General features: G+C 30.3%; 16 protein-coding genes. 13 read left to right on the forward strand and 3 right to left on the reverse strand.

Annotation, left to right across the window (positions count from 1 at the left end):
* Window positions 1-2: 2 nt before the first annotated feature.
* Window positions 3-773 (forward strand): flagellar hook-basal body complex protein, encoded by a 771-nt coding sequence (locus CLFE_RS10430; protein WP_077832712.1) that lies wholly within the window; start codon window positions 3-5, stop codon window positions 771-773.
* Window positions 774-797: 24 nt separating this feature from the next.
* Here CLFE_RS10430 and CLFE_RS10435 read toward each other — a convergent pair whose 3' ends face one another.
* Entirely contained in the window at window positions 798-1,730 is a 933-nt protein-coding gene (locus CLFE_RS10435; protein WP_077832713.1) for a putative manganese-dependent inorganic diphosphatase, read from the reverse strand.
* A gap of 235 nt (window positions 1,731-1,965) precedes the next feature.
* Here CLFE_RS10435 and CLFE_RS10440 point away from each other — a divergent pair, with 235 nt between their 5' ends.
* Window positions 1,966-4,491 (forward strand): calcium-translocating P-type ATPase, PMCA-type, encoded by a 2,526-nt coding sequence (locus tag CLFE_RS10440; RefSeq protein ID WP_207651358.1) that lies wholly within the window; start codon window positions 1,966-1,968, stop codon window positions 4,489-4,491.
* Between the two features lie 54 nt (window positions 4,492-4,545).
* Here CLFE_RS10440 and CLFE_RS10445 read toward each other — a convergent pair whose 3' ends face one another.
* On the reverse strand, window positions 4,546-4,956 hold the full coding sequence (locus CLFE_RS10445) for a hypothetical protein (RefSeq protein WP_077851656.1): 411 nt from the start codon (window positions 4,954-4,956) through the stop codon (window positions 4,546-4,548).
* Between the two features lie 239 nt (window positions 4,957-5,195).
* On the opposite strand from CLFE_RS10445, the gene CLFE_RS10450 reads away from it, so the two are divergent.
* Window positions 5,196-7,481, forward strand: coding sequence for an AAA family ATPase (locus tag CLFE_RS10450; RefSeq protein WP_077892674.1), 2,286 nt, complete (start codon window positions 5,196-5,198; stop codon window positions 7,479-7,481).
* Window positions 7,482-7,530: 49 nt separating this feature from the next.
* Here CLFE_RS10450 and ychF read toward each other — a convergent pair whose 3' ends face one another.
* Window positions 7,531-8,628: a redox-regulated ATPase YchF gene (gene ychF, locus CLFE_RS10455; protein WP_077892673.1), complete on the reverse strand. Its 1,098-nt coding sequence runs from the start codon at window positions 8,626-8,628 to the stop codon at window positions 7,531-7,533.
* Between the two features lie 211 nt (window positions 8,629-8,839).
* Here ychF and mraZ point away from each other — a divergent pair, with 211 nt between their 5' ends.
* The 10 genes from mraZ (at window position 8,840) to CLFE_RS10505 (ending at window position 19,708) form a co-directional block, all read left to right on the forward strand.
* Window positions 8,840-9,268, forward strand: coding sequence for a division/cell wall cluster transcriptional repressor MraZ (mraZ, locus tag CLFE_RS10460; RefSeq protein WP_077832863.1), 429 nt, complete (start codon window positions 8,840-8,842; stop codon window positions 9,266-9,268).
* A 14-nt stretch (window positions 9,269-9,282) separates the two neighbouring features.
* Entirely contained in the window at window positions 9,283-10,221 is a 939-nt protein-coding gene (gene rsmH, locus CLFE_RS10465) for a 16S rRNA (cytosine(1402)-N(4))-methyltransferase RsmH (RefSeq protein WP_077851654.1), read from the forward strand.
* A gap of 29 nt (window positions 10,222-10,250) precedes the next feature.
* Window positions 10,251-10,754, forward strand: coding sequence for a hypothetical protein (locus CLFE_RS10470; RefSeq protein ID WP_077832719.1), 504 nt, complete (start codon window positions 10,251-10,253; stop codon window positions 10,752-10,754).
* A gap of 11 nt (window positions 10,755-10,765) precedes the next feature.
* Window positions 10,766-12,952 carry a stage V sporulation protein D gene (locus CLFE_RS10475; RefSeq protein ID WP_077851652.1) on the forward strand — a complete coding sequence of 729 codons (2,187 nt, stop codon included), beginning with the start codon at window positions 10,766-10,768 and terminating at the stop codon, window positions 12,950-12,952.
* A 144-nt stretch (window positions 12,953-13,096) separates the two neighbouring features.
* Window positions 13,097-14,545, forward strand: coding sequence for a UDP-N-acetylmuramoyl-L-alanyl-D-glutamate--2,6-diaminopimelate ligase (locus tag CLFE_RS10480; RefSeq protein WP_077832721.1), 1,449 nt, complete (start codon window positions 13,097-13,099; stop codon window positions 14,543-14,545).
* The gene (locus tag CLFE_RS10485) at window positions 14,546-15,913 is read left to right on the forward strand and encodes a UDP-N-acetylmuramoyl-tripeptide--D-alanyl-D-alanine ligase (protein ID WP_169850890.1); all 1,368 of its coding nucleotides are present in this window, start codon (window positions 14,546-14,548) and stop codon (window positions 15,911-15,913) included.
* A gap of 1 nt (window position 15,914) precedes the next feature.
* Window positions 15,915-16,868, forward strand: coding sequence for a phospho-N-acetylmuramoyl-pentapeptide-transferase (gene mraY, locus CLFE_RS10490; RefSeq protein ID WP_077832722.1), 954 nt, complete (start codon window positions 15,915-15,917; stop codon window positions 16,866-16,868).
* A 23-nt stretch (window positions 16,869-16,891) separates the two neighbouring features.
* Entirely contained in the window at window positions 16,892-18,007 is a 1,116-nt protein-coding gene (ftsW, locus tag CLFE_RS10495) for a putative lipid II flippase FtsW (RefSeq protein ID WP_077832723.1), read from the forward strand.
* Window positions 18,008-18,216: 209 nt separating this feature from the next.
* Window positions 18,217-18,966: a cell division protein FtsQ/DivIB gene (locus CLFE_RS10500; protein ID WP_077832724.1), complete on the forward strand. Its 750-nt coding sequence runs from the start codon at window positions 18,217-18,219 to the stop codon at window positions 18,964-18,966.
* A gap of 13 nt (window positions 18,967-18,979) precedes the next feature.
* Window positions 18,980-19,708, forward strand: coding sequence for a DUF881 domain-containing protein (locus CLFE_RS10505; protein WP_077832725.1), 729 nt, complete (start codon window positions 18,980-18,982; stop codon window positions 19,706-19,708).
* Window position 19,709 lies beyond the last annotated feature (1 nt).

The raw sequence follows: 19,709 nt of genomic DNA on the forward strand, positions 1-19,709 counted from the left end.
TTATGTTTAGAATTATGTGGAATGGTGTAAGTGGTATGGCAGCAGAGCAAGAGAAGCTTGATGCTATATCCAATAACTTAGCCAATATGACCACTACAGGATATAAAAGTGAGACTGTTGGATTTAGTGATTTATTATATGAAACATTAAACAGAAATGGTTATCCAAGAGTTGAGAACGATAATAATCGATATACTGGAGCAGGAGTTAAGGCTGATGAGTGGATTAGAGATGGATCTCAAGGATCATTAGCTCCAAGTGATTCTAAAACAGCATTAGCTATTGATGGAAGTGGATATTTTAGAGTTACCATGCCAAATGGAAGTAAAGCATATGAAAGAGCAGGAAGCTTTAGTGTAAATCCTAATGGAAAAATAGTTGATCCAAATGGAAATTATTTAGATATTGATTATAGTGTGGATCCTAATACCTTTAAGTTTACTTCAGATAATGTTGTTGTGACTCAAGATGGTACTGTAGGCATTGATAATGGACAAAGTACAACAAATGTTGGAAAAATAAATATATATGATGTTACGGGCAGTGATTCTATGATGTCTGCTGGAAACAGTTTGTTTGTACCTAAACCTGGAGTACAGGTATTCCAAAATAATAAGGCATCAATATATCAAAACTATTTGGAAAACTCAAATGTTGATTTGGGAACAGAAATGACAGATATGATAACTGCGCAGAGAGCATATCAGTTAAACTCAAAGAGCTTAGAGACAGGCGATAATATGTGGAGTATTGTAAATAATATGAAAAGATAAAAAAAAGCACTTATGTGCTTTTTTTTATTTTGCTTCTATTGCAGAAGTTAGTGGTGGTATTACTTGTTTTTTTCTTGATAATATACCAGGAACATATACTGAATTATCTTTAAGTTCAACATTAAAAGCTTTATTTACAATAGCAGTATCTTCTCCAGTAGCTATTAAAAGTGAGCCTTCTTTTATAATATCTGTAAGAAGTAAAAGTACTACATTAAAGCTTTCATCCTTAACTTTTTTATCCATATAAGCTAACATATCTTTTTTGTATTCATCAAAGCCTTCTATATCCATAGTTGTAACTTGAGAAACGCCTACTTTCTTATCTCCAAGATTAAACACTTTATAATCACTATTAAATATTTCTTCAACTGTTTTACCCTTTAGGGAAGTACCTGCTTTGAACATTTCTGAAGCATATTTTTCAGGATCTATATCTGCTATTTCAGCTAGCTTTTTTAAAACCTCTTTATCTCTATCTGTAGTAGTAGGAGATCTAAATAAAAGCGTATCTGATATTATAGCAGAGCACATAAGTCCAGCTGCTTCTTTTGAAGGGGTAATTCCCTTTTCGAAATACATTGAGCCTATTATTGTACTTGAACAACCTACGGGTTCATTTCTGAAGAATATAGGATAGCTTGTTTGAATGTCTGCTATTCTATGATGATCTATTATCTCAAGTAAGTGTAAAGCTTCTAGATTATCTATAGATTGAGATCTTTCATTATGATCTACCAATATTAAGTCTTGATTTTCAGATAAATTTTCTACTAATTTAGGTGCATCAACTTTAAAGTAGTCAAGTGCAAATTGTGTTTCACGGCTTACATTTCCAAGTCTTGCTGGAACAGTGTTAAAGCCTAGTTTGTTTTTTAATTCTGAATATGCTATTGCTGAACATATTGAATCTGTGTCTGGATTCTTATGTCCAGATATGTAAATGATATTTTCCATTTTTAAACATCCCTTCTCTTGGTGTAATATAGAAAAACCAAAGCACACGTTAATATATTGAAACTACTAAACATACGTATAAACCTTAGTCTTTCTATATTTTATAATTTTAATCGTAAATTGTAAAGTATTAATAATGGAATAAAATGCGTAATAATTTCTGTGCGTTTAAGCATAAAGTGTAAAAGTAGGTAGTATATAAATTATATAGTTTACAATGAGGGGTGATAAATTGATTAATGAAAATAGGGCAGCAAGTGGTTTATCAGAAGAAGAAGCAAAAAAACTACAGAAAAAATATGGATATAATACAATACAAAAGAAGAAGAAAGTTTCCACCGTAAAAATATTTCTATCTCAATTTAATGATGTTATGATATGGGTACTTATAGCTGCAACTATCATTTCAGGACTTATGGGTGAAAAAGCAGATGCAGTAACTATAATTGTGATTATAATCATGAATGCAATTATAGGATTCATACAAGAATTTAAGACAGAAAAATCATTGGAAGCACTGAAAAAGCTCACCGCACCAACAACAAAGGTAATAAGAAATGGAAGTATAAAGGTAATTGATGCAGCTAATCTAGTTCCTGGAGATTTGGTGCTTTTAGATACAGGAGATAGAATTCCTGCAGATTGCATTTTAATGGAAGGTTCAAATGTTATGGTGGATGAATCCCTACTTACGGGAGAATCTGTTGGAGTTTCAAAAGATAATAAAAATAGTGATCTTTATATGGGGACTACAGTGCTTACAGGAAAATGTAAGGGAAGAGTAATAAAAATAGGAATGACAACGGAGATGGGCAAAATTGCAAATATGCTTGAAAGTATAGACCAAGAGAAAACACCTCTTAAAGAAAAGTTAGCATCCTTAGGTAAAGTACTAGTAATACTTTGTATAGTTATATGTGTACTTGTTACAGTACTTGGAATAATAAGAGGTGAGGACAAGTATGAAATGTTTCTTCTAGGTGTAAGCTTAGCAGTTGCTGCAATACCAGAAGGGCTTCCAGCAATAGTAACAGTAGCTTTAGCTATAGGTGTGTCTAGAATGCTTAAAAGGAAAGCTCTTGTAAGAAAGCTTCCGGCAGTAGAAACCTTAGGATGTACATCTATAATTTGTAGTGATAAAACAGGAACCTTAACTCAAAATAAAATGACAGTAAAGGCTATGTATTTTAATAATGAACTTTATGAAAAAGATTTTTATTCAGAGGACAAGTTTGACTTACTTAAAAAAACTTTCATTTATTGTAATGATTGTGATTACAATTTTAAGGAAAAAAGTATTGATAAATGTCTTTTCGGTGATCCTACTGAAACTGCACTTATCAGAGCGTTTTTTAAAGATACATCAAAGTTAAATAAATTTATTTTAGAGGAAAAAAGAATAAAAGAAGTACCTTTTGATTCTAAGACAAAAATGATGAATGTAATAAGTAAGGGAAAAAGTGGAACTAGCTTATACTTAAAAGGAGCTCCTGAAAGAGTAATAGAAAAGTGTAAATATATTTATATAAATAATAAGGTTGAGTTGTTTACTTCAACATATAAAGCAAAGGTAAACTCAGTACTCGAAAATATGTCAAGGAAAGCATTAAGGTGTATTGCCTCGGCATATAAAAAGGAGAACATAAATAAAGATTATGACATGATTTTTTTGGGAATAGCAGGAATGATTGATCCTCCAAGAGTAGAGGTGAAGGATGCTGTTTTAGAGTGTAGAGTTGCTGGTATAACTCCAGTTATGATAACAGGAGATCATAAAAATACAGCTTTTGCAATAGCAAAGGAATTAAATATATGCTCTGATGTGTCAGAAGTTATGAGTGGTGAAGAACTTGATAAAATAAGTGAAAAAGAGCTCTATAACAAAACAGATAAAATAAGAGTTTTTGCAAGAGTAAGTCCCGAACATAAACTTAAAATTGTAAAGGCATTTAAAAAGAAAAATAAAGTAGTTGCTATGACTGGTGATGGAGTAAATGATGCTCCTGCAATTAAGGAAGCAGACATAGGAATATCTATGGGAATATCAGGTACAGATGTAACAAAAGAAGCCTCTTCTATGATCCTTTTAGATGATAACTTTGCTACAATTGTAGCGGCAGTAGAAGAAGGAAGAGTTATATATAATAATATAAGAAAGTTTATACGATATTTGCTATCTTGCAACTTAGGAGAAGTACTAACTATGTTTTTGTCATCAGTGTTTAATCTTCAAACTCCTCTTTTGCCAATACAAATCTTGCTTGTAAATTTGGCTACAGATGGTTTGCCTGCATTGGCTCTTGGAGTTGATCCACCAGATAAAGACATTATGCAGGATAGGCCAAGGGAAAAGAATGAAGGTATTTTTTCTAGAGGACTTAGTGAAAAAATTATTATAAGAGGATGTCTTATAGGAATATGTACTGTTCTATCATTTTTAGTGGGATTATATCTAGGATTTGGATTAAAAACAAGCAGAACTATGGCTCTTGGTACATTAATTATGTCTCAATTAATACATGTATTTGAGTGTCGTTCTGAAAAACATTCCATATTCGAGATAAAATTGTTTACCAATTTATATCTTTTGGGAGCAGTTAGTGTTTCTATAATAATGCTTGTGGGTGTAGTATATATTCCATTTATGGAGACACTTTTTCATACTGCAGCCTTGGATCTTCCTCAATGGATTATAGTTTTGTTTTTCTCGGGTTTTATAGCTTTAATAAACAGCCTATACTTATATCGTAATAAAAATTAAAAACATATAAATAAAAACACTTAAGCTTTTGTTTATATAGCTTAAGTGTTAATTTTATTTTATCCTTTGGACTTTTTTTGTGGTTTTTACTCCACCATCATCAACTTTAACTAAATCAGACTTTGTACTTAAATTTCTTATATTCATGACAGAAAAAGCCTCATTAGGTTTCTTTGAGTTCTTTTTAGGTTTTAAACCTTGAACAATTACTAGATTACCTTGAAATATGTTCATGAAAGTTGGTTTTTTAAAAAATTTATGTGTTTTATATACACACTTTAGTACTGTTTTGCTTCTATCTGGTTTTATGATAATTGTAGCGATTAATTTATTGAAAATCCATAAAATACTTTTTCTTTCAACTTTAACTGAAAGTACATTCCCTTGAACGTTGGTAAATCTATCACCATATTTTCTGAAAAAATTGTCTCTTGAAGATTCTATTAATTTATCTTTAAAACTCATATCGATAACTCCTTTATGTTGGTTTTAAAAGTGCATATGTTATTCTCGTTTATTATAGCATAGGTTGAAATATTTGTGAATGTAAATCTTAAGCTTACCAAAAAAATGTTCCTAAAATAAAACTTTAAGAATATTAATATATAATATAATGGGAAAATACTTTAACTGAACCTTTTGAATAGAAATATTTTAAAGCACAATATAAGTATTTTAATGCATTATAGAGGGGGGATTGGAGAATGATTAGAAAGCTTACTCCTGAGGAAGTTATTTATAACATTAACTTTAGAAATAAAGGGACATCTAAATTTAATATTTATGATAAATTATATGTTGATATAAAAAGAGGAATTGATATAAAGGATAAAGGATATAATATTTATCTTGTAGATAACTTTAGTGACGAGATGTTAAACAATATAAAAAGTTATGTTAATTACATTTTGAGTAAGAGGGATAGACCTAAAGATATATGTTATGTTACAGGAGAAGATGAGAATGAACCAGAAAGTATGATTTTAAATAATGGATTTGGGCAAAAACTTTATAAATGTATTGAAGATATCAAGAAAGTATATAAGGATATAATATATAAATTTTATAATTCACTAGATATTGAAGAAAGAGATTTGGTAATAGAAGAGGCAAGAAGTAATAAAAAAAATGTAATAAATAAAATATTAGAGGAAGCAGAAGAAGCGGGATTCGAACTTAAAACCTCAGAGGCTGGATTTAATTTTATACCATTAAAAGAAGGAAAGACTATTACAGAAGATGAATATGAGGCGCTTAATGAAGAGGAAAAAGAAAATATATTGAGTAATATGAAAAAGTTAAAAAATAGTACTAAAGTGGTATTTGAAAAATTAAAGACTATAGAAGAAAAGGAATTGGAAGATTTAAAAGAGTGTTTTAAAGACTATATAGAAAATAATATTGAAGGAAAAAAGTATGCTCATATGAGTGAATTTGAAACTATACCTGAGGCAGTAGTATATATCTATAAAGTATTTGATGATATAAAGGAAGAGGTCATAAAAAATTATACTTCAAATTACGAAAAGGATTCTGAAAGGATATTTAGCCTACTTTTAAAATATTATGTTAATGTCATTGTTGACAATAGTAGTAATGATAAACCTGTAGTTATTTTTGAGGATGATCCTAAATTATCAAATCTTTTAGGAAATGTTGAATATAAAAATTTAAATGGAAATTATGTTACAGATTTGAGTTTAATAAAGGCAGGAAGTATTTTAAAGGCAAATGAGGGCTGTATTATAATAAGAGTTAGAGATTTAATTGAAAAAACACATTCCTATTATTATCTAAAAAAGGTGCTGTTAAATGAAAAGGTAAGATTTGATTATAATAAAGATCATTTTGAGATTATATCATTGAAAGGTTTACTTCCTAAACCCGTAAAAATAAATGTTAAAGTTATATTAATTGGGGATTATGAAACCTACAATATTTTATATAATTTAGATGAAGATTTTAGGGAACTTTTTAGAATAAAGGCTGAATTTAATCCTGTAGTTGATATTGATGAGAATTCTATAAGATGTGTTGAAAAAATGGTTGATACATTTTTACACTGCAAAAATAATAAAGAAATATCTACATCTGCCTTTAAGGAGATATGTAAGCATTTATCTAGAATAGCTGATGATAGAAACAGGCTTCATATTTTGCCTAAAGAAATAAAAAGAATATTAACATTGACCTGTAATAATGCTGACAAGGATTCTGATAAGTATATAAATGATGAGAATGTAAGAAAGGTAATTTATAAAGAAGAAATTATAGAAGAAGAGATTATTAAAAATTATAAAGATAATAAGATACTTATGGATTTTTTTGGTGAGAAAATAGGACAGATAAATGCATTGTCAGTAATTAGTTTTGGATATAAGGATATGGGAAAACCCATTAGAGTAACTTGTACTTGCCAAAAGGGAAATGGAAATATAATTGATATTCAAAAAGAAAATTCTATGAGTGGAAATATTCATTCAAAATCAATAAGCATATTAAAAGGACTTTTAGGAGAAATATTTGGAGGATACGATAGGCTTCCAGTGGATTTTTATCTATCTTTTGAGCAAGTATATGGAAAACTTGAGGGAGATAGTGCATCAGTAGCAGAAACTGTATGTATGCTTTCAGCACTGTCCAAAGTCCCTATAAAGCAAAATGTAGGGGTTACAGGATCTATAAATCAATTTGGAGAAATTCAGCCAGTAGGTGGTGTAAAGGATAAAATTGAAGGATTTTATAAGATTGCTAATTTATATAGAAGAAATGAGGCATATTCCGTTATAATACCTCAAAGTAATATGGATTCAATAGTTCTTAATTATGAGGTTGAAAAAGCGGTTATTGAAAAAAGGTTTAATATATTTACAGCGGAAAATATTAAAGATGCAGTAGAAATTTTAATGGATTCTAACTGGGAAGAGGTAAATAAGAAAGCAAAATTAGAAATGAAAAAGTATGAAATCAAGAGAGAAAGAAGACATTAAATTACTAAAATGAGACGAAACTTTAAAATTTCGTCTCATTTTAGTAAAACTATACATTGAATCTGAAGAATACTACATCGCCTTCCTGCATGATATATTCTTTTCCTTCAAGTCTATAAAGTCCTTTTTCTTTTGCAGCAGATTCAGAACCACAATTAACTAAATCATCATAAGATACTATTTCAGCACGTATAAAGCCTCTTTCAATATCTGTATGTATTTTACCAGCAGCAGCAGGAGCTTTTGTTCCTTGCTTTATAGTCCATGCTCTTACTTCCTCAGGACCAGCAGTTAAAAAGCTCATAAGTCCTAATAATTTATAACTGCTTTCTATAAGTCTATTTAAACCAGAGTCTTCAAGTCCGTATTCTGAAAGCATTTCTTTTTGTTCATCCTCTTCAAGTGAAGAAAGTTGCTCTTCAAGACCAGCACAAATAGGAATTACTTCTGAGTTTTCACTCTTTGCATAATTTTGAACAGCTTTAACCATATCATTTTCTATATTTCCAGATAGTACATCATCTTCTGATACATTAGCTGCATATAGAACTGGTTTTGAAGTTAAAAGGAAAAGTCCTTTTACAAATTCTTCTTCATCATCAGTGAATTCAAGAGTTCTTACAGATTTTCCATCTTCAAGATGTTTTTTTAATTTTTCTAATGTAACAAGTTCTGCTTTGGATTTTTTATCACCAGAGCGAGCTGTCTTTACAGTCTTTTCTATTCTTTTTTCAAGAACCTCAAGATCTGAAAATATGAGTTCAAAATTAATAGTTTCAATATCACGTATAGGGTCAATGCTGCCATCTACATGAACTATATTATCATCTTTAAAACATCTTACAACATGAACTATTGCGGCAGACTCTCTTATATGAGATAAAAACTTATTTCCAAGTCCTTCTCCTTTACTAGCACCTTTAACAAGACCCGCTATATCATAAAATTCTATACTTGTGTGTACTTTCTTTTTTGAATTATACATTTTTTCAAGAACATCAAGTCGTCTGTCTGGAACAGATACAACTCCTACATTAGGTTCTATAGTACAAAAAGGATAATTTGCAGATTCTGCTCCTGCTTTTGTTATGGCATTAAATAAAGTACTTTTACCTACGTTTGGTAAACCTACAATTCCCAATCTCATTTATGTGTACATCCCTTCTAAAATAAATTCATCTTATAAATTATACTCTAAGAGGTGCATTTATTCAAGAATAGAAGTTTTCATAAAAAAGTTTAAGAGATTTAAAAATTTAACTTTAAAAGAAGGAATTCTAAGATTCATATAGAATAATATAGAAAGTGGTTTAAAGTGGTGTAAAGTGGGTGAAAAAACACATAAGGGGGTAGAAAGTGTGTTTATAGGAGAATATAATCATGCTTTGGATTCAAAAAATAGAATAATTATACCCTCTAAGTTTAGGGAAGAGCTTGGCGATAACTTTATTTTAACTAAAGGGTTAGATGGATGTCTTTATGTATATCCTATAAATGAATGGAAAATTCTTGAGGAAAAGTTAAAGAAACTTCCCCTGACTAATCATAATGCAAGGGCTTTTGTTAGGTTTTTCTTTTCAGGAGCAAATGAAGTTACTTTAGATAAGCAGGGAAGAGTACTTGTACCACAAAATTTAATAGAATATGCTTCAATAAATAAGGAAATTATAAGTATTGGAGTATCCACAAGAATAGAGATATGGAGCAAAGAAAAATGGGTAGAATACAATGAAGCAAGTGTGGATATGAATGAGATAGCAGAAAAAATGAGCGAACTTGGGATATAAAAGGAGATTTTGTTATGGAATTTAATCATGTTCCAGTATTATTGGAAGAAACTATAGAAAATTTAGACATAAAAGAAGATGGAATTTATGTGGATTGTACTCTTGGAGGAGCTGGTCATTCTTCTGAAATTTTAAAAAGACTTTCAGATAAAGGAAGATTAATAGGAATAGACCAGGATAAAGACGCACTTAAGGCTGCAAGTGAAAGACTTAAAGATTATAAGAATTTTACATTTGTACACGATAATTTTTCTAATATAAAAAGCATATTAGAGGAACTTAGAATAGATAAAGTTGATGGTATATTAGCGGATTTAGGAGTTTCCTCGTATCAGCTTGATGAGGCAGAAAGAGGCTTTAGTTATATGAATGATGCTCCTCTTGATATGAGAATGAATAGGGACAATGAATTTTCAGCTTATGATGTTGTTAATGTATATGACGAGGAGAAGCTTTATTCTGTAATAAGAAATTATGGAGAGGAAAAGTTTGCAAAGAGAATAGCTAGATTTATTGTAGAAAAAAGAAGTGAAGGACCAATAAATACAACCTTCGAGCTTGTGGAAATAATAAAAGCAGCAATTCCAGCAAAATTTAGAAGGCAGGGACCACATCCAGCAAAGAGAACTTTTCAAGCCATAAGAATAGAGGTAAATCATGAGCTTCAAATTTTAAACAAGACAATAGAAGATGCAGTAGATAAATTAGAGGATGGTGGAAGAATTTGTATAATAACATTTCATTCTCTTGAAGATAGAATTATTAAAAATAAGTATAGAGAACTTCAAGATCCATGTATATGCCCCAAAGATATACCTATGTGTGTGTGTGGAAAAAAACCTAAGATAAAAATAATCACACGAAAACCAATAGAAGCTTCTAGTGCTGAACTTGAATATAATCCTAGAAGTAGAAGTGCTAAACTCAGAGTAGCCAAAAAAATAAATTTGTAAGTTATAATATTGGAATGGGGTGAATAATATTGATAATAACGGATAAAGAATTTCAGGTTAAAGGTAGTAATGCATTAGCACCACAGAAAAATAATACAGACGCTAATGAAAGAGCGCTTAAAAATTACAGAGAAAGAAGAAAAAAAGAAAAAAGAATGAAGCTTATAAAAAAACATATTCAGATGAAAAAGCAGGCTAGAGTTATATTAGCCATAGTTGCTGTTTTTATATTGGGTTTTACCGTTTTATATAGGTACTCTGAGATTTATTCACTTCAAAATAAGCTTGAGATGGTTCAAAATGACTCTAATAATATATCGGGAGAAAATGATGATTTAAAGCTTGAGCTCTTTAAAAATGAAAGTATTGACAATGTAGCTGAGAAGGCAACAGGAGATTTACATATGGTTAATCCAGATAAAAATCATGCGACATATACTAACCTGCAAAAGAAAAGTATAACTATAGATAAGGATACTGAAGCTTCAAAAAGTAAAGGTATTTTAGAGATCATAGAAAGCAAGTTTTTTTAAGGAGGTATCGGTTGCCAAAAAGAATATTAGTTGATAAGGCTACTATTAGAAACAGAATTTTTGTTGTGTTTCTAATTTTAACTTGTTTAATACTGCTTTTGTGTTATAGTCTTTTTAATGTTATGGTTGCAAAATCTGTAAAGTATAAAAAAATGGCACAAGAACAGTGGACAAGTGAGGTTAAGATTTCAGCTAAAAGGGGAAGGATATTAGATAGGAATGAAGAAGAGCTAGCTATAAGTGGTAATGTCTATAGAGTAGATTTGGATTTAAATACTATAAAGAATTCCCTTGAAGAGAAAAAAATGAAAATGGACGAACTTGGAGATAAACTTGCCAGTGCACTAGAGATGGATAAAAAGGATGTTTTAAAGCAGCTTAATAAAAGATTTAAAGATGGAAGACCAATGGGATCAGCTATTTTAACAAGAAGAATAGATAAAGCTAAGGCTAACAAGGTATTAGCGATAAACGTAAAAGGAGTAATGGTATCTCCTGATACTAAAAGATATTATCCCAATAGTAACTTTTTATCACAGGTAATTGGACATACTAACTCTGATGGAGATGGATTAACTGGAGTAGAGCTTAAATATAACAGTTACTTAAAAGGTAAACCAGGGGTAAGAAAAGCAGAAATAGATAAAAATAGTGCAAATTTACCATACACAATATCTGAATATTCAAAACCGTTGGATGGCAGAGATGTTGTCCTTACTATAGATAAGAACATGCAATATTTCGCTGAAAAGTATGCTCAGGAGGCTTTAGTAAATAATAAGGCAAAGGCTGTTTCAATAATTATAATGAATCCTAAAAATGGCGAAATACTTGCTATGGCTAACAATCCAGATTATGATTTGAATAATCCTTGGGATAAAAGTAAGAGCTATGATGAACTTCAAAAAAGCTGGAGAAATAGAGCTGTAAGTGATGCTTTTGAACCTGGATCTATATTTAAGGTTATAACATCAAGTGCAGCTATGAGTTTAGGAGTGGTTCATGAGGATGATAAATTTCATTGCGGTGGAAGTATTACGGTAGCTAAAAAGACTATTCACTGTTGGAAAAGAACTGGCCATGGCGATGAGACCTTCGTTGATATCTTAAAGAACTCATGTAATGTAGGCTTTGCTGAATTAGGAGAAAGGCTTGGAGCCAAGAATCTTAATGACTATATAAATAAATTTGGTTTTGGAAAAAAGACGGGTATAGATCTTCCAGGAGAAGCAAGAGGCATAATTAGACCAACAAATAAAATAGGACCTGTAGATTTGGCTACAATAGCTTTTGGACAATCTAACACTGTATCCATGGTTCAATATATGCAGGCCTTTAATTCCGTAGCAAATGGAGGTTATTTAATAACACCACATGTAATGAAAGAAATAAGTCACGTAGAGAACAATAAGGAAGTTGTAGATAAGGAATATACCGATTATAATAAGAAAAGGATTTTGGATGAAGGTATGACAGCCACCTTAAGAGGATACCTTGAAAAGGTAGTATCAGAGGGTGGAGGTAAGAAGGCATTTATTGATGGATACCATATTGCAGGAAAAACAGGTACAGCTCAAAAACCAAATCCTAATGGTGGAGGGTATGAGCGTGGGAAGTATCTAGCATCCTTTGTTGGAATGGCACCAGCAAATGACCCTAAAGTTACGGTTATGGTTTCAATAGATGAACCAGATCCATCAAATTATTATGCAGGTCAAATTTCTGCGCCGGTAGGTCAAAAGGTTTTTAATGATATATTTAATTATTTAGGTATAAAGCCAGATGTATCAACTTCTGATGCAGCTAAAAGTATGCTTAAGGATGTTGTTATTCCGAATGTTCGTGGAATGAAGAAGGAAGACGCTATGAAGACGCTTAAGGATTTAAATATAGATTCAGAGGTTGATGGAGGAGGTGCTTATATAGCCAATATTACACCTACTCCAGGTATAACAGTAAAGGAAGGAACAAAAGTAGTACTTTACACAAGCGACACTCCTAATTATAATAGTAATGATGTTATAGTTCCAAATTTGACGGGATATAGCAAAAAAGAAGCAGAGGAAGTATTAAAAAGTCTTGGACTTGATTTTAAAATTTCAGGAGACGGTGTTGTAGAAACCCAGAGTATTGACGCAGGAAAGCAGGTCAATAAAGGCACAAGTATAACACTTGATTTAGAAGATATAAGTGATTAATTGATTTGGATAAATGACTTAAGAAGCTTTAAGTTATTTATCCATATTAAATGCTGTGCGTAAACAATTTTAAATTATATGATGTGAAAATTATATTACATTATAATGAACAGTTAAACTATGTACCTATTGAGGAGTGATTTTATGAAATTAAAACAAATACTTGGTGATGTAGAATATGAACTTATATGTGGAGATTTGAACGTAGACATTGATAATGTAAATTATGATTCTAGAAAAGTTAAGGAAAAAGGATTGTTTTTTTGCATTGAGGGGTACACAAGTGACGGTCATGCATTTATAGAAAAAGCTGTAAAAAATGGTGCAGGGGCTATAGTGTGTACTAAAGTTCCTGAAAAACTTCCTAATTGTACTGTTATTAAAGTTAAGGATGGAAGAAAAGCTATGGCTTTATTGGGTGCTGCTTTCTATGGTAATCCAGCGCTTAAATTAAAGCTTATAGGAATTACAGGAACCAATGGAAAAACTACTTCTACATATATGATGAAGTCCATGCTTGAAAGTTCTGGTTATAAGGTTGGGCTTATAGGAACTATTGCAAATTACATAGGAGATAAAAAAATAGAAAGTCATAGAACAACACCTGAGTCTCTTGAACTTCAGGAATTGTTTAGAGATATGGTGAATGAAGGAATAGAATATTGTGTTATGGAGGTTTCATCACACTCTTTATATCTATCTAGGGTATATGGAATTTCTTTTAATCAGGGTATATTCACAAATTTAACACAGGATCATTTAGATTTTCATAAGACTTTTGAAAATTATTATAAGGCGAAGATGATACTATTTGAAAACAGTAAAAATTCAATAATAAATATTGATGATACTTATGGTAAAAGAGTTTTTGATGATGTAAACAATAATAAAATAACATATGGTCTTACAAATGAAGCTGATTTAAGAGCTGAAAACTTAAAGATGACCTCTAGAGGAACAGAATTTGATTTATGTTATAAGGACTTAAAGGAGCATGTTAAAATAAATATACCAGGAAAGTATAATGTATATAATGCTTTAGGAAGTGTAGCTGCTTTACTTAATGAAGGAATAAGTATGGAAAAGGTAAAGGAAGGTCTTAAAAATTTATCATCTGTTCCAGGAAGATGTGAAATAGTTACACATAATACTAATGTTAATTTTGACGTGGTTTTGGATTATGCTCATACTCCAGATGGACTTGAAAAAGTACTTAAGGCTTCAAGAGAATTTACAAAAGGTAGACTCATTTCTGTATTTGGTTGTGGTGGTGACAGAGATAAAACTAAAAGACCAATTATGGGCAAGATAGGCGCAGAACTTAGTGATATTGCAGTTATAACATCGGATAATCCTAGAAGTGAAAAACCAGAAGAAATAATAAAAGATATAGTAGGTGGCATTAAAGGCAATAATTATGTTATAGTAGAGAATAGAAAAGAAGCAATAAAAAAAGCTATGCTTATGGCTAAGAAGGATGATGTAATAGTATTAGCAGGTAAAGGACATGAAAACTATCAAATACTAGGTGATAAAACTATCCATTTTGATGAAAAAGAGATTGTTTCAGAATTTATAAAGGAGCTGTTTTAAGTGGAGAATTTGACGTTTGATGAAATTGCAAAGGCGATAAATGGAAAGATCATTTTAAAAGGAAATAAGGATATATTTAATAATATAAGTATAGATACTAGAAAGTTAGTGGAAGGCTCTGTTTTTATTGCAATTAATGGTGAAAACTTTAACGGAAATAAGTTTGTACATAATGCAGTAGAAAAAGGAGCGGCACTTTGTATTGTTGATGAAATTCATTTTGAAAAGGATTCTTTTAATAAGGATGTATCCGTTTTATTGGTTGAGGACACAAAAAAAGCTCTTTTAGACTTAGCTGAATTCTATAGAAGTACTCTTGAAATTAAGATAGTTGCAATAACAGGATCTACTGGAAAAACTTCAACAAAAGATATTACTGCGTCAGTTCTTAAAAGTAAATTTAAAGTATTTAAAACATCAGGAAACTTCAATAACGAAATAGGACTTCCACTTATGATATTTAACCTAGATAAAAGTTATGAAGTTGCTGTACTTGAAATGGGAATGAATCATTTTGAAGAAATACACAATATGGCAAAGGCTGCAAGACCGGATATAGCCCTTATAACTAATATAGGAATATCCCATATTGAAAATCTTAAAAGTAGAGAAAATATACTTAAGGCAAAGCTTGAAATAACAGATTTCTTTACAAAAGATAGTACACTTATTGTAAACTCAGATAATGACCTTTTAGGAAAACATAGCTTTGATAATATTAATACAGTTAAAACATCTTTAAATTGCTTAGGTGATTTAAATGCTGAAGATGTAAAGCTTGGTGAAGAATCTTCAGCATTTAAAGTAAGAGATGAAAGCTTAACGCTAAATATGCCAGGAAAACACAATATTGAAAATGCCATGTTAGCTATTGCTGCGGCACTAAAGCTTGGAATGAGTTTTGATGAAATTAGAAAGGGATTAAAAAAGCTTGAGCTTACTTCTATGAGACTTGATATTGTAAATGGTGATAATATAACAATTGTTGATGATTCATATAATGCAAGTCCTGATTCTATGAAAGCAGCTATTGAAGTTACAAAGAATCTTAAAGGTACTAGAAAAATAGCAGTGCTTGGAACTATGAGAGAGCTCGGAGAAAAATCATATGAAGCACATAAAGAGGTTGGAAGCTTTGCAAAAGAAAATAATATAGATGAACTCTTAATAGTGGGGGAATTTAAAGAAGCTTATTTGGCTGGGTATGAAAATGAAAAAAACTTTAAGGGATTTGAAACTAACGAAGAACTTTTGAAGTTTGTTAAGAATGACATAAAAAAGGGAGATGTATTTTTAGTAAAAGCATCTAGACTTATGAAATTTGAAAATATAGTTGCAAAACTTAAAGAACTAGATAAGGAGATATAAAATGGGAGTTATCATTTATTCAGTACTAATTTCATTTCTATTTTCAATACTTCAAGGACCACTTTTAATACCCATACTACACAGATTGAAATTTGGTCAACCAATACGTGATGATGGTCCTAAAAGCCATATGAAAAAAGCTGGAACACCTACTATGGGTGGAATTATATTTATAACTACAGCTGTTATTGCTATGGTTATAATGAGAAAAAATCTTAATAGTAATGCCGTATTTGCGTTTATATGTTTTTTTGCATTTGCAATGATAGGTCTTGTAGATGATTTACTTAAAATTATTCATAAAAAAAATGAAGGACTTACTTCAAATCAAAAGTTCCTCCTTCAAATTATATTTTCTGCAGGTATTGCATATTATGCATATATACGTTTTGGAAGTGACACTTTTATACCATTCTTTAAAATAACATGGACAATGCCGCCTATAGTATATATGGCAGCTGTTGTATTTTACTTTGTTGCTGTTACAAATGCTGTAAATCTTACTGATGGTTTAGATGGACTTGCATCATCAATAACAATATTAGTTGTAACTTTCTTTACAGTAGTAAGTTATTCTTGGCATCAATATGAATTATCAGTATTCTGTGGAATTATTGTAGGTATACTTTTAGGCTTTTTAAAATATAACTCATATCCTGCACAAATTTTTATGGGTGATACTGGTTCATTAGGGCTAGGCGGAGCTGTTGCAGCAATTGCTTTGGTATTAAAATTACCATTGTTGGTTATAATTGTAGGTGGAATATATGTTATTGAAGTACTATCGGATATAATTCAAGTAAGCTGTTATAAACTTACAGGAAAAAGAGTATTTAAAATGGCACCAATACATCATCACTTTGAAAAACTTGGATGGCATGAAACAAAAGTTGTTTCGGTATTTTCAATTGTGACAGTTATATTGTGTCTCATAGCTTTTCTATCGTTAATTTAAGTATTGATTTAGGAGGTTTATATATGTCAAAACCAAAACTACTTCAAAAGGTTGAAGTTGATTTTGTGCTTTTTGCAACTGTGCTTTTACTTGTAGCAATTGGTGTAATTATGATCTATAGTGCTAGTTCATATAGTGCACTCAATAGTTCAATGTATAATTATGATGATATGTTTTTTTTAAAGAAGCAGGGTGTATGGGCTATAGGAAGTATAATAATACTTTTAATAGTAGAAAAAATAGATTATCATCTACTAAAAAAAATAACATCAAAGTTAATTGTAATAACTATAATTCTTCTTTTAGTAGTTTTAGCGTTTCCTCCTATAAATGGAGCATATAGATGGATAAGGATAGGACCTTTTGGAAATCTTCAACCATCTGAAATAGCAAAATATGTTATAGTACTTGTACTTGCAAAGGCTATTGAAAAAAATGGCGATAAAATTAAAAAATTCGTTCCTAATTTTGTAGCATATCTTTTTATTGCTATTATGTTTGCAGGACTTGTTTATGTTGAAAAGAATCTTAGTATAGCAACTGTAATAATGGTTGTTAGTTTGATAGTTATGTTTGTAGGAGGAGCTAAACTAAGGCATATTGTTTCAATATTTGTTGCAATGGTGCCGGCGGGTTTGTTCTTTATAACAGCTGAAAGTTACAGATATAAAAGGTTTATGACCTTCAGAAATCCTTGGAAAGATTCTCAAGGAGTTGGATATCAGCTTTGTCAGTCTCTTTTGGCACTAGGCTCAGGAGGACTTAAAGGATTAGGGTTTGGACAGTCAAGACAAAAGTGTTATTACATACCAGAACCATATAATGACTTTATATTTTCTATAATAGGAGAAGAATTGGGTCTTATAGGCTGTATTTTTATTATAATATTGTTTATTGTTTTAATACAAAGGGGTATTAAAATTGCAATGAATGCAAAAGATACTTATGGTATGCTACTGGCAGTTGGAATAACATCCGTAATAGCTGTACAGGCAATAATAAATATAGCAGTTGTAACAGGATCAATGCCTGTTACAGGAGTACCGCTTCCGTTTATAAGTTATGGTGGATCCTCACTTCTTTTTAATCTAATAGCTATGGGGATACTACTTAATATATCATCTCAAGGAAATAAGTAATTTTACAAATTTTAAAGTAAATCTACCATTTGATTTATTTTAAAATTATATAGTTACTTGATGAAAAAAATAATTTAATTTAATAGTAACTAGTTTATATCTATATGTTTTTAAAACAAAAATTGACTTATACATAGCCTGTTAGGTACTTGTATAAGTCAATTTTAAATATAAAATATCTATTATTATAGTGAGAAAAAGGTGAACGTATGAAAGAGGTAAATGAGTACATAGTTAAAAGAAGAAAGAGAAGAAGAAGAAAAAGAATGGTAATATTTTTTCTTATACTAATATGCGTACTTGTAACATTGTGTTTAAAGTTGCCGTATTTTAATATAAAATATATAACTGTAGAAGGAAATAAAATAATTAAATCCGATAATATTATAGAAAATTCTGGACTAACAAAGGGTAACAATATTTTTTATTTGAATTTAAATAAATATAAGGATAATATTTTGCAAAATCCATATATTAAAGATGTTTCAGTAAAGCAAAAATTGCCAAATACTATTGATATTATTGTAAAAGAAAGGCAATCGGTTTTTTATATAAACAAGGACTCAAACTATTTTATTATCGATAAAAATGGTGTATTATTGGAAATAAGGAATAATATATCAGGAATGAATTTGATAAAATTAGATGGAGTTAATTTAAAAAGTAATAAACTAGGAAATAAAATTCCCTGTGACTCACGAAGACTAGATGTAATAAATAAGATAACAAGTATATCCATAAACGACAGTAAATTGAAAATTACAGATGTGGACATGTCCAATATTTTGAATTTAAAGGTATATTTTAAAGATATGTGTGTAGTTATTGGAACTCCTGACGATATATATAATAAAATAAATGAAGCTGTTAATGTGATTAGTTCTCAAAAATTAAATGATAAAAAGGGATATGTTGATGTGAGTTTTAAAGGAAATCCCGTATATTCTGTCCAGCAGTAGGGAGGAAGTTGTTATGAAAAAATTTGGAGCTCAGATTGGAGTTGCTTTTGTATGTTGTATTTTGGGATTTATGATAGCCCATCAACTTAAAATTGTAAGCTTTCAAGAGACAAAACAGAATACAGGTATGGAAAGTACAGAAATCTCAGAAGAGGTAAATAAGCTTAGTAAAGAAAAGGAAGACCTAACCAAAAAAGTGAATGAGCTTCAAAGTAAAGTAAAGGGATATCAAAATGCGGCAGCTAGTAGCAGTTCTATGAACAAACAAATAGTGGATGAACTTAATATAAGTAATATGCTTACTGGGAGTGTTGATGTTACAGGTCCTGGAATAATACTTGAAATAACTCCTCAAAAGATATCATCTTCTACTAATAATAATCAAGGTCAAACTGATGTTATAACAGGAGAAAATCTATTGTATCTTATTAACGAACTTAATTTTTCACAGGCAGAAGCAATATCTATAAACGATATTAGAATAACTTCAATGACTGGAATAAGAAGTTCAAGTGGAGGATCAGATATATTTGTAGGAGATGATAGGATATCCCCCTATGAAAAAATAACAATTAAGGCTATAGGTGATAGTAAACTTCTTTATTCTGCTCTTTCTTATCCAGGAGTACTTTCAAGTGTACCCTCCGGTTATAAAGCCGACTATAATAAATATCAAAGTATTAAGATAAGCAAATCGAACAAAGTTATAAAATTCGATTATGCTAAACCTGTAAGTAAATAGT

The organism is Clostridium felsineum DSM 794, from assembly GCF_002006355.2.
Classification (GTDB): domain Bacteria; phylum Bacillota; class Clostridia; order Clostridiales; family Clostridiaceae; genus Clostridium_S; species Clostridium_S felsineum.

What these genes read in the sequence shown, in the direction of transcription:
- CLFE_RS10505 (WP_077832725.1), top strand. Translation starts at nt 18,980, where the DNA reads ATGAAAAAATTTGGAGCTCAGATTGGAGTTGCTTTTGTATGTTGTATT.
- CLFE_RS10450 (WP_077892674.1), top strand. Translation starts at nt 5,196, where the DNA reads ATGATTAGAAAGCTTACTCCTGAGGAAGTTATTTATAACATTAACTTT.
- rsmH (WP_077851654.1), top strand. Translation starts at nt 9,283, where the DNA reads ATGGAATTTAATCATGTTCCAGTATTATTGGAAGAAACTATAGAAAAT.
- CLFE_RS10500 (WP_077832724.1), top strand. Translation starts at nt 18,217, where the DNA reads ATGAAAGAGGTAAATGAGTACATAGTTAAAAGAAGAAAGAGAAGAAGA.
- CLFE_RS10430 (WP_077832712.1), top strand. Translation starts at nt 3, where the DNA reads ATGTTTAGAATTATGTGGAATGGTGTAAGTGGTATGGCAGCAGAGCAA.
- ftsW (WP_077832723.1), top strand. Translation starts at nt 16,892, where the DNA reads ATGTCAAAACCAAAACTACTTCAAAAGGTTGAAGTTGATTTTGTGCTT.
- CLFE_RS10480 (WP_077832721.1), top strand. Translation starts at nt 13,097, where the DNA reads ATGAAATTAAAACAAATACTTGGTGATGTAGAATATGAACTTATATGT.
- CLFE_RS10435 (WP_077832713.1), bottom strand. Translation starts at nt 1,730, where the DNA reads ATGGAAAATATCATTTACATATCTGGACATAAGAATCCAGACACAGAT.
- ychF (WP_077892673.1), bottom strand. Translation starts at nt 8,628, where the DNA reads ATGAGATTGGGAATTGTAGGTTTACCAAACGTAGGTAAAAGTACTTTA.
- CLFE_RS10445 (WP_077851656.1), bottom strand. Translation starts at nt 4,956, where the DNA reads ATGAGTTTTAAAGATAAATTAATAGAATCTTCAAGAGACAATTTTTTC.
- mraY (WP_077832722.1), top strand. Translation starts at nt 15,915, where the DNA reads ATGGGAGTTATCATTTATTCAGTACTAATTTCATTTCTATTTTCAATA.